12 protein-coding genes are annotated in these 14,697 nt (G+C 70.0%); 11 read left to right on the top strand and 1 reads right to left on the bottom strand.

Translation table 11 applies throughout. From position 1 onward, the window contains the following. The first annotated feature begins 31 nt into the window (after positions 1-31). The 11 genes from kdpB (at position 32) to AC1Z3W_RS31740 (ending at position 12,683) form a co-directional block, all read left to right on the top strand. Positions 32-2,116: a potassium-transporting ATPase subunit KdpB gene (gene kdpB / locus AC1Z3W_RS31790; protein ID WP_483509285.1), complete on the top strand. Its 2,085-nt coding sequence runs from the start codon at positions 32-34 to the stop codon at positions 2,114-2,116. 24 nt (positions 2,117-2,140) lie between these two features. Then, a complete protein-coding gene (kdpC, locus tag AC1Z3W_RS31785) occupies positions 2,141-2,722 on the top strand; it encodes a potassium-transporting ATPase subunit KdpC (RefSeq protein ID WP_483509284.1) in 582 nt (193 codons plus the stop codon). A 145-nt stretch (positions 2,723-2,867) separates the two neighbouring features. Beyond that, positions 2,868-5,711: a DUF4118 domain-containing protein gene (locus AC1Z3W_RS31780; RefSeq protein WP_483509283.1), complete on the top strand. Its 2,844-nt coding sequence runs from the start codon at positions 2,868-2,870 to the stop codon at positions 5,709-5,711. After that, complete coding sequence (gene kdpE / locus AC1Z3W_RS31775; RefSeq protein ID WP_057929237.1) at positions 5,704-6,402, top strand: two-component system response regulator KdpE; 699 nt, start codon at positions 5,704-5,706, stop codon at positions 6,400-6,402. Before AC1Z3W_RS31780 ends, kdpE begins: the two co-directional genes overlap by 8 nt. A 150-nt stretch (positions 6,403-6,552) precedes the next feature. After that, a complete protein-coding gene (locus AC1Z3W_RS31770) occupies positions 6,553-6,837 on the top strand; it encodes a putative hemolysin (RefSeq protein WP_057929257.1) in 285 nt (94 codons plus the stop codon). Positions 6,838-7,009: 172 nt separating this feature from the next. Further along, positions 7,010-7,330, top strand: a complete 321-nt coding sequence (sugE, locus tag AC1Z3W_RS31765) for a quaternary ammonium compound efflux SMR transporter SugE (RefSeq protein WP_057929236.1) — start codon at positions 7,010-7,012, stop codon at positions 7,328-7,330. Positions 7,331-7,552: 222 nt separating this feature from the next. Continuing rightward, the gene (locus tag AC1Z3W_RS31760; RefSeq protein WP_057929256.1) at positions 7,553-8,170 is read left to right on the top strand and encodes a DUF4126 domain-containing protein; all 618 of its coding nucleotides are present in this window, start codon (positions 7,553-7,555) and stop codon (positions 8,168-8,170) included. A 107-nt stretch (positions 8,171-8,277) separates the two neighbouring features. After that, entirely contained in the window at positions 8,278-10,782 is a 2,505-nt protein-coding gene (locus AC1Z3W_RS31755) for an ABC transporter permease (RefSeq protein WP_124834071.1), read from the top strand. A gap of 41 nt (positions 10,783-10,823) precedes the next feature. Next, entirely contained in the window at positions 10,824-11,234 is a 411-nt protein-coding gene (locus AC1Z3W_RS31750) for a group II truncated hemoglobin (RefSeq protein WP_057929235.1), read from the top strand. 103 nt (positions 11,235-11,337) lie between these two features. Continuing rightward, complete coding sequence (locus tag AC1Z3W_RS31745; protein WP_057929234.1) at positions 11,338-12,069, top strand: alanyl-tRNA editing protein; 732 nt, start codon at positions 11,338-11,340, stop codon at positions 12,067-12,069. Then, on the top strand, positions 12,066-12,683 hold the full coding sequence (locus tag AC1Z3W_RS31740) for a DUF924 family protein (RefSeq protein WP_057929233.1): 618 nt from the start codon (positions 12,066-12,068) through the stop codon (positions 12,681-12,683). The genes AC1Z3W_RS31745 and AC1Z3W_RS31740 overlap by 4 nt, the downstream gene beginning before the upstream one ends. A 90-nt stretch (positions 12,684-12,773) precedes the next feature. Here the strand turns inward: AC1Z3W_RS31740 and AC1Z3W_RS31735 are convergent, their stop codons facing one another. Next, positions 12,774-14,672, bottom strand: a complete 1,899-nt coding sequence (locus AC1Z3W_RS31735; RefSeq protein ID WP_483509282.1) for an ArnT family glycosyltransferase — start codon at positions 14,670-14,672, stop codon at positions 12,774-12,776. Between the last annotated feature and the right edge of the window lie 25 nt (positions 14,673-14,697).

The raw sequence follows: 14,697 nt of genomic DNA, 5'->3' as shown, positions 1-14,697 counted from the left end.
TGAAAAGACTGAAGAGATTGAAGAGATCGCCATGACTCAACATTCCGCAACACTGTCCATGTTCGATCCGGCGCTGCTGCGTCCGGCGATCGTGGACTCGTTCAAGAAACTCACGCCGCGCACGCAGTTCCGCAATCCGGTGATGTTCTGCGTGTACGTCGGCAGCATCCTGACCACGATCCTGTGGATCGCGGCGCTCGCCGGGCAGGCCGAGGCGCCGGCCGGCTTCATCCTCGCGATCGCGCTGTGGCTGTGGTTCACCGTGCTGTTCGCGAACTTCGCCGAGGCGCTTGCCGAAGGGCGTTCGAAGGCGCAGGCCGCGTCGCTGCGCAGCGCGAAGAAGGACGTGATGGCGAAGAAGCTGAACGAGCCGCATCCGAAGTCGCCGATCCGCATCACGACCGCGTCCGATCTGCGCCGTGGCGACGTCGTGCTGGTCGAGGCCGGCGACGTGATCCCGGCCGACGGCGAAGTCGTCGACGGTGTCGCATCGGTCGACGAATCGGCGATCACCGGCGAATCCGCGCCGGTGATCCGCGAGTCGGGCGGCGACTTCTCGTCGGTGACGGGCGGCACGCGCGTGCTGTCCGACTGGATCGTCGTGAAGGTGACGGCGAACCCCGGCGAGGCATTCCTCGACCGGATGATCGCGATGGTCGAAGGCGCGAAGCGCAAGAAGACGCCGAACGAAGTCGCGCTGACGATCCTGCTCGTTGCGCTGACGATCGTGATGCTGCTGGCAACCGCGACGCTGCTGCCGTTCTCGATGTTCTCCGTCGAAGCGATGAAGGCCGGCCACGTCGTGACGATCACCGCGCTCGTCGCGCTGCTCGTGTGCCTGATTCCGACGACGATCGGCGGGCTCCTGTCCGCGATCGGCGTCGCGGGGATGAGCCGGATGATGCAGGCGAACGTGATCGCGACGTCGGGCCGCGCGGTGGAGGCGGCCGGCGACGTCGACGTGCTGCTGCTCGACAAGACCGGCACGATCACGCTCGGCAATCGCCAGGCGTCGATGTTTGTGCCCGCGCCGGGCGTGACCGAGGAAGCGCTGGCCGACGCCGCGCAGCTGTCGTCGCTCGCCGACGAAACGCCGGAAGGGCGCAGCATCGTCGTGCTGGCCAAGGAGCGCTTCAACATCCGCCAGCGCGACATGGCGCAACTGCATGCGACGTTCCTCGGCTTTTCCGCGCAGACGCGGATGAGCGGCGTCGATCTTCCCGGCCGAGAAATCCGCAAGGGCGCGGCCGATGCGATCCGCCGCTACGTCGAGACGCACGGCAGCCGCTTTCCGGAAGAAGTGCGCCGGGCGGTCGACGACGTCGCGCGCCGCGGCAGTACGCCGCTCGTCGTGGCCGATCTGCATGACGGCGTGGCGCGCGTGCTGGGCGTGATCGAGCTGAAGGACATCGTGAAGGGCGGCATCAAGGAGCGCTTCGCCGAGTTGCGCAGGATGGGCATCAAGACCGTGATGGTGACGGGCGACAACCGGCTGACGGCCGCGGCGATCGCGGCGGAGGCCGGCGTCGACGACTTCCTCGCGGAAGCGACGCCGGAAACCAAGCTCGCGACGATCCGCGAGCACCAGGCGGCGGGGCGCCTCGTCGCGATGACGGGCGACGGCACCAACGACGCGCCGGCGCTCGCGCAGGCCGACGTGGCGGTGGCGATGAACACCGGCACGCAGGCCGCGAAGGAAGCCGGCAACATGGTCGACCTCGACTCGAACCCGACCAAGCTGATCGAGATCGTCGAGATCGGCAAGCAGATGCTGATGACGCGCGGTTCGCTGACGACGTTCTCGATCGCGAACGACATCGCGAAGTATTTCGCGATCATTCCGGCCGCGTTCGTGACGACGTACCCGCAGCTGCGCGTGCTCGACATCATGCACCTGAGCTCGCCGGCATCCGCGATCCTGTCGGCGGTGATCTTCAACGCGCTGATCATCGTCGCGCTGATCCCGCTCGCGCTGAAGGGCGTCACCTACCGGCCGCTCGGCGCCGCGTCGCTCTTGCGCCGCAACCTGCTGGTGTATGGCCTCGGCGGCATGCTGCTGCCGTTCCCGTTCATCAAGCTGATCGACATGACGCTCGCCGCGCTCGGCTGGGCCTGATGCGCCGCACCTGAAGGAACCATCATGAAAACCTTGATTCGCCCGCTCGTCGTGATCTTTGTCGTACTGACCGTCGTGACGGGGCTCGCTTACCCGGCCGTGACGACCGTGTTCGGCCAGGCCGTGTTCCCGTCGCAGGCGAACGGCAGCCTGATCCAGAAGGACGGCCGTGCGATCGGCTCCGCGCTGATCGGCCAGCCGTTCGATGCGCCAAAGTACTTCTGGGGCCGGTTGTCGGCCACGTCGCCGATGCCGTACAACGCGAGCGGCTCCGGCGGCTCGAACCTCGGCCCGCTGAATCCGTCGCTCGCCGATCAGGTGAAGGCGCGCATCGCCGCGCTGCGCGACGCGGGCACCGACCTGTCGAAGGCCGTGCCGGTCGACCTCGTGACGGCGTCGGCGAGCGGCCTCGATCCGGAGATCACGCCGGCCGCCGCCGCGTATCAGGTCGAGCGTGTCGCGAAGGCGCGCAACCTGACGGCCGACGCGGTCGCGCTGCTCGTCGCCGCGAACACGGCGGGCCGCCAGTTCGGCGTGCTCGGCGAGCCGCGCGTGAACGTGCTGAAGCTGAACCTTGCGCTCGACGCGGCACAGGCCACGCACTGAACGCGAATCCGGACACTCCGGCGCGGCTTGCGGCGCGCCGGGTCCGATTTTTCCGGCGGCGCATGCGCCGTCTTTGCCTTTTGCGGCGATTTGGAACAACAATGCCTGTACTCGCGCGCAACCCGGCGCTTCGCCTTCGTCACGCATGAACCGCCCCGATCCCGACCAACTCCTCGACAAGCTGCAGCGCGACGAAGAAAAGCAGCGGCGCGGCCAGCTCAAGATCTTCTTCGGCGCATCAGCCGGCGTCGGCAAGACCTACGCGATGCTGCAGGCCGCGCGCCAGCGCCTGCAGGATGGCATCGACGTTGTCGTCGGCATCGTGGAGACCCACGGCCGCGGCGAAACCGCCGCGCTGCTCGACGGCCTCGACGTGCTGCCGCTCGCGCGCATCGAGCATCGCGGCCGCACGCTTGCCGAATTCGATCTCGACGGCGCGCTCGCGCGCGCGCCGCAGCTGATCCTCGTCGACGAACTCGCGCATTCGAACGTGCAGGGCGCGCGTCACCTGAAGCGCTGGCAGGACGTCTACGAACTGCTCGACGCGGGCATCGACGTGTACACCACCGTCAACGTCCAGCATCTGGAAAGCCTGAACGACGTGGTCGGTGCGATCACCGGCATCCGCGTGTGGGAGACCGTGCCCGACCGCGTGTTCGACGCGGCCGACGAGGTCACGCTGGTCGACCTGCCGGCCGAGGAACTGCTCGAGCGGATGCGCGACGGCAAGGTGTATCTCGCGCAGCAGGCGGAGCGCGCGGTGCGCAACTTCTTCCGCAAGGGCAACCTGATCGCGCTGCGCGAACTGGCGCTGCGGCGCACGGCCGACCGCGTCGACGCGCAGATGCGCGAGTACCGGGCCGACCGCTCGATCCAGCGCATCTGGCAGGCGCGCGAACGGCTGCTCGTGTGCGTCGGGCCCGGCCCCGAGGCGCCGACGCTGGTGCGCGCGGCCGCGCGGCTTGCCGCGAGCGTGAAGGCCGACTGGATCGCCGTGTACGTCGAGACACCGCGGCTGCAGCGGCTGCCCGACGCGCGGCGGCAGCGCACGCTCGATGCGCTGAAGCTCGCCGCCGAGCTCGGCGCGGAGACGGCCACGCTCGCCGGCGACGACGCGGTCGCCGCGCTGATCGGTTATGCAAAGGTGCGCAACGTGTCGAAGCTGGTTGCGGGCGGTTCGCCGAAGACGGGGCTCGCGCGCCGCTTCGCGCGACCGTTCGGCGAAAAGCTCGCCGAACGCGCGGGCGACGTCGACCTGATGCTGATTCGCGCGTCGGCGAGCGACGAAGTGCGCGCGGCGCCGCTCGACGCGCGCGCACGCGACTGGCGCGACGCGTTCGCGCAATTCGGCATGCGGCGTTCGCCGCCGCGTCACTACCTGTATGCGGCCGCGATCTGCGCGGCGATCACCGGGGTCGCGAGCATCGTGTCCGAGCGGCTCGACCTCACGAACCTCGTGATGCTGTACCTGCTCGGCGTCGTGTTCTCGGCCGTGCGGCTCGGGCGCGGCCCGGGCGTGCTGCAGTCGTTCCTGTCGGTCGCAGCGTTCGATTACTTCTTCGTGCCGCCGCGCATGTCGTTCTCGGTGAGCGACACGCAGTACCTGCTGACCTTCTTCGGGATGCTGCTCACGTCGCTCGTGATCAGCCACCTGACGTCGACGCTCACGCGCCAGGCGAGCATCGCGCAGCGCCGCGAGCGCCGCACCGGCGCGATCTATGCGATGGCGCGCGAGCTCGGTGCGGCGCTGACGACCGAGCAGATCGTCGAGATTGGCAGCCGCCACGTGAGCGAGGTGTTTCGCGCGCGCGTCGCGTTCCTGCTGCCCGACAGCGCGGACCAGGTGCGGCAGAAGATCGAAGAGCCCGACGCGGCCGTCACGCTGACGGGCGCCGACCTCGACCGTGACGTCGGCCAGTGGGTGTACGACCAGCAGAAACCGGCCGGCCGCGGCACCGACACGCTGCCCGCGACCGCCGCGCTGTACCTGCCGCTGAAGGCGCCGATGCGCACGCGCGGCGTGCTCGCGGTGGCGTCGCGCGATCCGCGCGAGCTCGAGGTGCCCGAGCAGCTGCGCATGCTCGATGCGTTCGCCGCGCAGATCGCGCTCGCGCTCGAACGCGTGCACTACGTCGAGATCGCGCGCGACGCGCTCGTCAACATGGAGTCCGAACGGCTGCGCAACTCGCTGCTGTCGGCGATCTCGCACGACCTGCGCACGCCGCTCACGACGATCGTCGGCTTCTCGTCGATGCTCGCGAACGGGCGTGCGGCTGCGCAACGCGGTGACGCCGCGGCGGCCGAACGTTCCGCGCAGCGCGAGGGCGAGCTCGTCGACGCGATCCACGACGAGGCGCTGCGGATGACGGGCATCGTCACGAACTTGCTCGACATGGCGCGGCTGCAGGCCGGCAGCCTGCAACTCAAGCGCCAGTGGTCGCTGCTCGAGGAAACCGTCGGCGCGGCGCTTGCCGCATGCAAGCGCGTGCTTGCGCGTCATCCCGCGCGCGTCGCGCTGCCGGCCGACCTGCCGCTGTTGCAGATGGACGCGGTGCTGATGGAGCGGCTCTTCACCAACCTGTTCGAGAATGCGGCGAAGTACACGCCGGCCGACACGTCGATCGACATCGGCGCCGAACGCGTGACCGACGACGGCAGGCCGTTCGTGCGCGTGCATGTCGCCGATCACGGCCCGGGCTTGCCGGCCGGGATGGAAACGCGGATCTTCGACAAGTTCACGCGTGGCGAGAAGGAATCGGCGACGCCGGGCATCGGGCTCGGCCTCGCGATCTGCCGCGCGATCGTCGAGGCGCACGGCGGTAGAATCGGCGCGCTCAACCGCACGGCGGCCGACGGCCGCGTAACGGGTGCGCGCTTCTGGTTCACGCTGCCGGTCGACACGCCGCCGGCCGTGCCTGCCGTACCCGATGACGAAACCGACGTACCCGGCGCATCGTCCCCCTCCGAGCCATTGCCAGACCATGAGTGAACCGAGCCTGACCGTCGTCCTGATCGAGGACGAAAAACAGATCCGCCGTTTCGTGCGCGCCGCGCTCGAAGAGGAGGACATCGCCGTGTTCGAGGCGGAGACGGGCAAGCAGGGGCTGATCGATGCGGCGACCCGCAAGCCCGATCTCGTGATCGTCGACCTCGGCTTGCCCGATACCGACGGCCTCGACGTGATCCGCGAACTGCGCGGCTGGTCCGAGGTGCCGGTGATCGTGCTGTCCGCGCGCACGCAGGAAGAGGAGAAGGTCGCCGCGCTCGACGCGGGCGCCGACGACTACCTGACCAAGCCGTTCGGCGTGTCCGAGCTGCGCGCGCGGATCCGCGCGCAACTGCGCCGGCGCAACCAGGGCGGCGCGAACGAATCGCCGAAGGTCGGCTTCGGCAGCGTGACCGTCGATCTCGCGCTGCGCCAGGTGTGGCGCGACGGCGAGATCGTGCACCTGACGCCGCTCGAGTACCGGCTGCTCGCGACGCTCGTGCGGCACGCGGGACGCGTGCTCACGCATCGCCAGCTGCTGCGCGACGTGTGGGGCCCGTCGCATGTCGAGAGCCATCATTACCTGCGCATCTACATGGCGCACCTGCGCCAGAAGCTCGAGCGCGATCCCGCGCAGCCCGAGCACATCGTCACCGAAACGGGCGTCGGCTACCGGCTCGTCGGCGCGGCGTGATGCCAGCCGCGCGATGCGGCCGGAATGCAAGGCCGCACGCCGGTGAAGTTGCATCGACGCGACATTGGCGCCGCATGCGCCGGCCGCGCACACCGGCCCCGCATTCCCCGCTATGCTGACCGTTCCATGAACGAAACCGAGGAGCGTGCAATGTCCGTCCGCCTGGTCGTCATCGGTGCGCTGGCGCTTGCTGCGCCCGGCGCGTTCGCGCAGCCGCTGCCGCCTGGTCAGCAGCCTTCGGCGCCGCAAACGGCGCTCGCCAATCCCGCGTCGGTCAATTGCGAGAAGCTCGGCGGTCGCCACGTGATCCGCGACCTGTCGAGCGGGCAGGTCGGGATGTGCGTGTTCAAGGACGGCCGCGTGTGCGAAGAATGGGCGCTGTACCGCGACGACCGCTGCGTCGGTGGTGTCGGCGCCAAGCGCGTGTCGAACTGAGCGCGGCGGAGCGGGCGTGCCCGGGCCGTGCTCCGGCCCGGCGCTCCGTTTGCCCCAGGCCGCCCCGGCCGGCATGCCTGTAAGCGTCTTGTTATACTCGGCGCCACCCGGGGACGACCTTGGGTCATTCGCTTCAACGGGGACGGCCCCATCCGATACGGAGTACGTCGAGATGGCGTGGGTATTGTTATTGATCGCCGGTTTGCTGGAAGTGGCCTGGGCGGCCGGCATGAAATCGTCCGAGGGTTTCACGAAACTCGGACCGTCGGTGTTTACGATCGTGACGGCGCTCGCCAGCTTCGGGCTGCTCGCGGTCGCGATGCGCCAGTTGCCGCTCGGCACCGCGTATGCGGTGTGGACGGGCATCGGCGCAGTCGGCGCGTTCGTGTTCGGGATCGTGATGATGGGCGAGGCGCTGACCGTCGCCCGCGTCGCGAGCGCGTCGCTGATCGTGCTTGGGCTGATCGGCCTGAAACTGTCGTCGGCTGCCTGAAGCCGACCCGCCGGGCGCCGGCCGGCGCCCGCGCCCGGCCGTGACGCACTGCGGAATTGCGCCGGCCCTCCTGATAGCCTGTCTATAATGGAACGCATTCGGGCCTGAATGCCGTTGCGCCGTTCGCGGCAGGCGGCGCCGGTCGCCACGCGCCGCGCGGCCGGTCATACCGACTCGATCCGATCAATCGGCAAAGCGCACGGAAAGTGCAAGGAGAGGGCCATGATCGAAGCCATTTCGCTCGGCGCGGGGCTCGCGTGGGCGAGCGGGCTGCGCCTTTATCTGACGGTGCTGATCGCCGGCGTGCTTGCGCGGGTCGGCTGGCTCCATCTGCCTGATACGCTCGCGGTTCTGACGTCGCCGTGGGTCATCGGTGCCGCCGCCGTGCTTGCCGTCACCGAATTCCTTGCCGACAAGATTCCCGCGTTCGATTCGCTGTGGGACGCCGTGCATACCTTCATCCGCATTCCGGCCGGCGCGGTGCTGGCCGCCGGTGCGCTCGGCCATGCCGACCCGACCGTGCTCGCGGTCGCCGGGCTCGCCGGTGGTTCGCTTGCCGGTGCCGCGCACATCGCGAAGGCCGGCACGCGCGCGCTGATCAACCTGTCCCCGGAACCCATCTCCAACTGGGTCGCATCGTCCACCGAGGACGGGCTCGTGTTCGGCGGCCTCGCGCTCGCATTCTTCGTTCCGCTCGCATTCCTGGTGCTGCTCGCGGCGTTCATCGCGGCGTCGGCCTGGGCGCTGCCGCGTCTGTGGCGCGGCGTGTCCGGCGGGTTCCGCGGGATGGCGAACCACATGGTGACGCGGCTCAACTCGATCGGGGGCAAGCGCGATTGAAGGCGCCGTCACCCGCCGAGCGGCAGCACGCTGACCCGTCGCCGGCCGGGCGGCCCGGCCATGCCGGCCGCTTCGGCTGGCGCGACCTGATCCACCAGGCCGCGCGGATGACCGCGCGCGACTGGCGTGCCGGCGAACTGACGCTGCTCGTGCTGGCGTTGGTGCTCGCGGTCGCGGCGCTGACGAGCGTCGGTTTTCTCGCCGACCGGCTGCGCCAGGGGCTCGAGCGCGACGCGCGCCAGATGCTTGGCGCCGATTTCGTCGTGCGTGCCGATCATCCCGTCGATCCGTCGTTCGATCGCGAGGCGCACACACTCGGGCTGCGCACCGCGACGACCGCGATCTTCCCGAGCATGATCGCGTCGGCCGCAGGCGGCCAGGCGAGCGATGCGGCGCCCTCGCGCCTCGCGGCCGTGAAGGCCGTGTCGCCCGGATATCCATTGCGCGGCGCGGTCGAGATCGTGCCGGCCGGCGCGATCGCCGCGCACAAGGCGAGCGCGATTCCCGCGCCCGGCACCGTGTGGGCCGATCCGGCGCTGCTCGATGCGTTGCATCTGAAGGCGGGCGACACCGTGCGCGTCGGGCTGCGCACGTTCACGGTCGCCGCGTCCATCTCCCGCGAACTCGATCGCGGTTTCTCGTTCGTCAATTTCTCGCCGCGGCTGATGATGCGCGCGGACGAACTCGCCGCGACCGGGCTCACCGGCTACGGCAGCCGCGTCACGTACCGGCTGCTGGTCGCCGGCGACACGCCGGCCGTCGCGCGCTTCGAGGCTTACGCGCACGGCCGCGTCGACGGCGGCAAGCTGCGCGGCGTCGGTCTCGAATCGCTGCAGGAGGGCCAGCCGCAGGTGCGCCAGACGCTCGATCGCGCGCGCCATTTCCTGACGCTCGTCGCGCTCCTGACCGCGCTGCTCGCGGCGGTCGCGATCGCGATGGCCGCGCAGCGCTACATGCGGCGCCATCTCGACGGCTGCGCGACGATGCGCTGCCTGGGCGTGAGCCGCCGCACGCTCGGCGCGCTGTTCGCGCTCGAATTCGCCGGCATCGGCATCGTCTCGGGCGTAGCGGGGGCGGTGCTTGGCTACGGCGGCCACTGGGCGCTCCTGACTGCGCTCGGCAGCCTGATCGACGTCGTGTTGCCGCCGCCGACACTCTGGCCCGCACTCGTCGGCATCGGCGCCGCGCTCGTGCTGCTGCTCGGCTTCGCGCTGCCGCCGCTCGCGCCGCTCACGCGCGTGCCGCCGGTGCGCGTGCTGCGGCGCGACTGGGGCGACGCGTCGCGCACCGCGTGGGCCGCGTATGCGATCGGCGTCGTGCTGTTCGCGGGGCTGCTGATCGTCGCGGCGGGCAACCTGAAGCTCGGGCTGATCGTCGCGGGCGGGTTCGCAGGCGCGTTGGTCGGTTTTTCGCTGATCGCGCGGGCCGTGCTGTACGCGGCGGCGCGCGCGGTGCGCAATGCGCGCGTGGCGGCGGGCATCGGCTGGCGCTACGCGCTCGCGTCGCTGCACCGGCGCGGCACGGCGAGCGCGCTGCAGATCACCGCGCTCGCGCTGGGCCTGATGTGCCTGCTGCTGATCGCGATCACGCGCAACGACCTCGTCGCTGGCTGGCGGCAGTCGATGCCGCCCGATGCGCCGAATCAGTTCCTGATCGACATCCAGCCCGACCAGCGCGCCGACGTCGCCACGTGGCTCGCCGCGCACGGCGTGCGCGACGCCGTGCCGGCGCCGATGGTGCGCGGCCGTCTCGTCGCGATCAACGGCAAGCCGGTGAACCCGGACGCGTATCCGTCGGACGAGGCGCGCCGGCTCGTCGACCGCGAGTTCAACCTGTCGTATACGACCGAGCTGCCGTCCGACAACCGGATCGTCGCGGGTGACTGGTTCGGCCATTCGGCCAGGCCGCAGATCTCGATCGAGGCAGGGCTTGCGAAGACGCTGAACGTGAAGCCGGGCGACACGCTGCGCTTCGACGTGACGGGGCTGACGGTCGACGCGCCGATCACCAGCGTGCGCAAGCTCGACTGGGGCTCGTTCCGCGTCAACTTCTTCGTGCTGATGCCGCCGCCCGTGCTGAAGGATTTTCCGGCCGTGTACCTGACGAGCTTCCACCTGCCGGCCGAGCAGGCGGCGCTGCTCGATCCGCTGATCGCGCGCTACCCGAACCTGACCGCGATCGACGTCGCGCCGATCCTCGCGCAACTGCAGCGGATGATGCTGCAGGTGGTCGGCGCGGTGCAGTTCCTGTTTGCGTTCACGCTCGCGGCCGGCGTGCTCGTGCTGTACACGGCGCTTGCCGGCTCGCGCGACGAGCGCGTGCGCGAGGCCGCGCTGCTGCGCGCGCTCGGCGCGTCGCGCGCGCAGGTGAGCGCGGTGCAGCGCGCCGAATTCATCGTCGTCGGCGCGCTGGCCGGCGCGCTCGCGTCGGCGGGCGCGATCGTGGTCGGCTGGGTGCTTGCGTCGCGCGTGTTCGACTTCCAGCTCGCCGTCGATCCGTGGCTCGTGCCGGCCGGCATCGCGGCTGGTGTCGCGTGCGCCGGTGCGGCCGGCTGGCTGAGCCTGCATAATGTGTTGCGGCGCCCCGCGCTGCAGTCGCTGCGCGACGCATGAGCGTTGCCGGCGGCCCCAATATCCCGTTTCCGATTATCCGTATGACCGATGTGAATGATGATGCGCCGTCGCAGCCGACGGCGTTCGAGCTCGTGGGCGGCGAAGCCCGCGTGCGCGAAATGGTGGACCGTTTCTACGACCTGATGGATCTCGAGCCCGAGTTCGCGGAGATTCGCGCGCTGCATCCGGCGTCGCTCGACGGCTCGCGCGACAAGTTGTTCTGGTTCCTGTGCGGCTGGCTCGGCGGCCCCGACCACTACATCAGCCGGTTCGGCCATCCGCGGCTGCGCGCACGGCACCTGCCGTTCCCGATCGCGTCGGTCGAGCGCGACCAATGGCTGCGCTGCATGGCGTGGGCGATGGAGGACATCGGGTTGCCCGAGCCGCTGCGCGAGCGGCTCATGCATTCCTTCTACGACACGGCCGACTGGATGCGCAACCGGCCCGGTTGATCGACCGGTACGCCGCCGTCCGGCCGCCGGGCGATCTGCGTCTGGCCGCCTGTCCGGCGCGGCACGACACTGACCGTTTCCCCATCGCTACGAGGTTCGCCCGATGACGACCGAGGCGCTGTTTCGTGAAGATGCCTATCTGACGCAATGCGAGGCCGTCGTTGCAGCCGTCGGTGATGACGGCATCCGGCTCGACCGCACCGTGTTCTATCCGCTCGGCGGCGGGCAGGCCGGCGACAGCGGCACGCTGACGCTGTCCGACGGCAGCACGATCGCGATTGCCGACACGCGCAAGGCGAAGTTCGACGGCGCAACGCCGGACGACGCCGTGCACGTGCCCGCGGCGGGCCAGGAGGCGCGCATCGCGTCGCTCGCGCCCGGCACGCGCGTGGTCGCGGACATCGACTGGCTGCGCCGCTACCGGCACATGCGGCTGCATACGGCCGCGCACCTGATGTGCGCGGTGCTGCCGTACCCGGTCGACGGCTGCAGCGTGACGGCCGACTACGTACGGCTCGATTTCGCGACGTCGGACGCGATCGACCGCGTCGACGTCGAGCGCCGTCTCGCGGGGCTGGTCCACGGCGCGCACGCGGTCACGACCGAATGGATCACCGATGCGGAGATGGTCGAGCGGCCGGAGCTCGTGCGCACGATGAGCGTGAAGCCGCCGATGGGGCTGGGCCGCGTGCGGCTGCTGCGCATCGCCGGCGTCGATCTGCAGCCGTGCGGCGGCACGCATGTGCGCAATACGTCGGAAATCGGCAACCTGCGGGTCGCCAGACTTGAAAAGAAGAGCGCGCGGACACGGCGCCTCGTACTGGAGTTTGCATGACGATCGACAACCTGGCGGACAGCCCTGCGGCACTCGATCCGCAAGCGCGCGAGATTCTCGATTTCTGGTTCGGCGAGCCGGATTCGGCGGCGTTCGGTCACACGCGCAAGGTATGGTTCAACGGCGGCGCGACGTTCGACGACGTGCTGCGCACGCGCTACGGCGCGTTGCTCGACGCCGCGTGCGACGGCGTCTGCGATCGGTGGGCCGGCACGCCGCTCGGCGCACTCGCGTTGATCGTGGTCCTCGACCAGTTCTCGCGCAACATTCATCGCGGCACGCCGCGCGCATTCGCTGCCGATCCGAAGGCATTGGCGCTCGCGCGGCGCGTTGTCGCGGCCGGGTGGGACGCGCAACTGCCGAGCGGCCATCACCGCGCGTTTGCGTACCTGCCGTTCGAACATGACGAGTCGGACGAGAGCCAGCGCGAGGCCGTGCGGCTGTGCGCGGGCATTCGCGGCGAGGCCGGGTGCGAGAGCTATCACCACTTCGCATTGCGTCATGCAGCCGTGGTCGAGCGCTTCGGTCGGTTCCCGCACCGGAACGCGATTCTCGGCCGCGCGTCGACCGACGAAGAGAAGGTATTCCTGCGCGAGCCCGGTTCGTCGTTCTGACGTGCGGGGCGGCGGGGTGGCGGCCATGAAGCCGCGCTCGCGCTGCGTGCCGGAGATGACGACGGCGTCGTTGCGCGGCGCCGCCTTGCGTCACCGCGCTTCGTGTTTTTCGGGCGTGCGCACGTAGACGCGCAGCAGTTCCTCGTCGTCGCCCGGGCGCGCGCCGGTCCAGAACAGTTTCCATTCGCTGCCGGGCGCCGGATCGACGGCCCGCACGCCCTGGACGATCATCCACGTGCAGCGCGTCGTCTTCGCGTCGTCGATCGGCGTGTGCTGGATTCCGGAGAAGTAGTACAGCATCGGCGCTTCCGATTCGCCGAGCCCATGCAGGCTCGCCATGCAGTCGCCGTCGCTCCACTCGAGCGCCAGGTGCGCGTTCAGGTCGTCGAACACCGACCGGTAGCTCTTGGCGACGTCGAGCCACGGCAGCAGCAGCGTGTACACGAGGCCCCACGCGACCAGCGCGCCTGCGCCCCACGACAGCACGCCGCGCCACAGGCCGGTCGTGCGCAGCTTCGGCAGCAGCCACAGCCAGCCGAGCGTCAGCACCAGCGCGCCGATCACCAACCCGGGCACGATCGGCATCGTCCAGTCGAGCGGCAGCCAGCGGCCGAGCGGCGCGAGGCTTGCACGCGATGCGCCCGGATCGGCCATCACCGCCCAGATCACCCACGCGAGCGCGACGACGATACCGAACAGCAGCCGGCTCAGGTAATCCCACGCGAGATGCAGCCCGCGCGGCAGGCGTTCGATCGCCTGCGCGGCGACCAGCGCGAGCGGCGCGAAGAACGGCAGGATGTAGAGCTGGCGCGAGGTCGCGGACACTAGCAGCACCGCGAGGCCGATGCTGGCGAACAGCACGGGCAGCGCGATGCGCGGCGTACGCCACTCGCGCCATGCGCCGCGCGCCAGCGCGGCGATCGCGAGCGGCGCGACCGGGAAGCCGATGAGCAGGAACGCACGCAGGATGAAGAACGGCTTGTCGTTTTCCGCGCCGAGCTCCGGTACCGAGAAGCCGAAGAAGCGGCCGACGTTGTTGTCCCAGAACCACGTCATGAACAGGGTCTCGGAGCGCAGGAACAGCGCGGTCGGCCAGATGAGCGCGAACGGCGCGAACACGAGCGCGGCGACACCGAGCGAGCGTGCGAACGCGCGCGTACGGCAGGCGGGGTAGAGCACCAGCGCGCCCATGAGCGTGGCCGCGAACACGAGCGGCACGAACAGCCCCTTCGTCATCAGCGCGATGCCGACGCCCGCGCCGAAGATCGGCGCGGCCCAGCGGCCTGACGGCTGCACCGGCAGCCCGTGGCGCATCTGCCGTGCGCGCGCGACGTGCTGCATCACGAGCTCGAGCAGTCCGCAGAAGCCCATCGCGGTGCCGGCGAACAGCGCGACGTCCGTCATCATGTCGTGCACGTGCTTGATGACGACCAGCGTGCCTGCGCTCAGCACGACGGGGCCGATCACGCGCAGGTCGAGCCAGCCGTCGGCCCGGCTGGCACTGCGTGCCGCGCGTGCGATGAAGCCGAACGCAAGCGCGGCGAACAGTGCGCTCGCGAGCCGCGCGGCGTCGTGCAGCGGCATCACGCGCTGCAGCAGCCACGCAAGACTCGTCGCGACCCACGCGTAGAGCGGCGGCTTTTCCATGAAGGGCAGGCCGGCGTTGGTCGGCACGACGAAGTCGCCCGTCTCGAGCATGTGCTGGATGATGCCGAACGTATAGGTTTCGTCCTGCTTCCACGGATCGTGGCCGAGCACGCCTGGCAGCGTATACGCGCAGACCAGCGCGGCGACCAGCAGCCATACGCGCCAGCCGAGGCGCAGGACGCGATCACGGGCGGCATTCGTCGCGGGGGCACCGGCCACGGCAGGCGTGCCGGCGGTATTCAGCGTCGCGCTGAGGTCGGGATCGGCGGCTGATCGGGCGTGCGTAGCCGAAGCGGGCACGGAGGACGTGCGTCGCCGGCCGGGTGCTGCTGCTCCTGGCATGGAAAAGATCTCGGTCGGGTCAAGC

It is taken from the genome of Burkholderia sp. 10_S31 (genome assembly GCF_056930375.1).
Note: the sequence above shows the minus strand (reverse complement) of the source record. Positions and strands in the feature narration are given on the sequence as shown.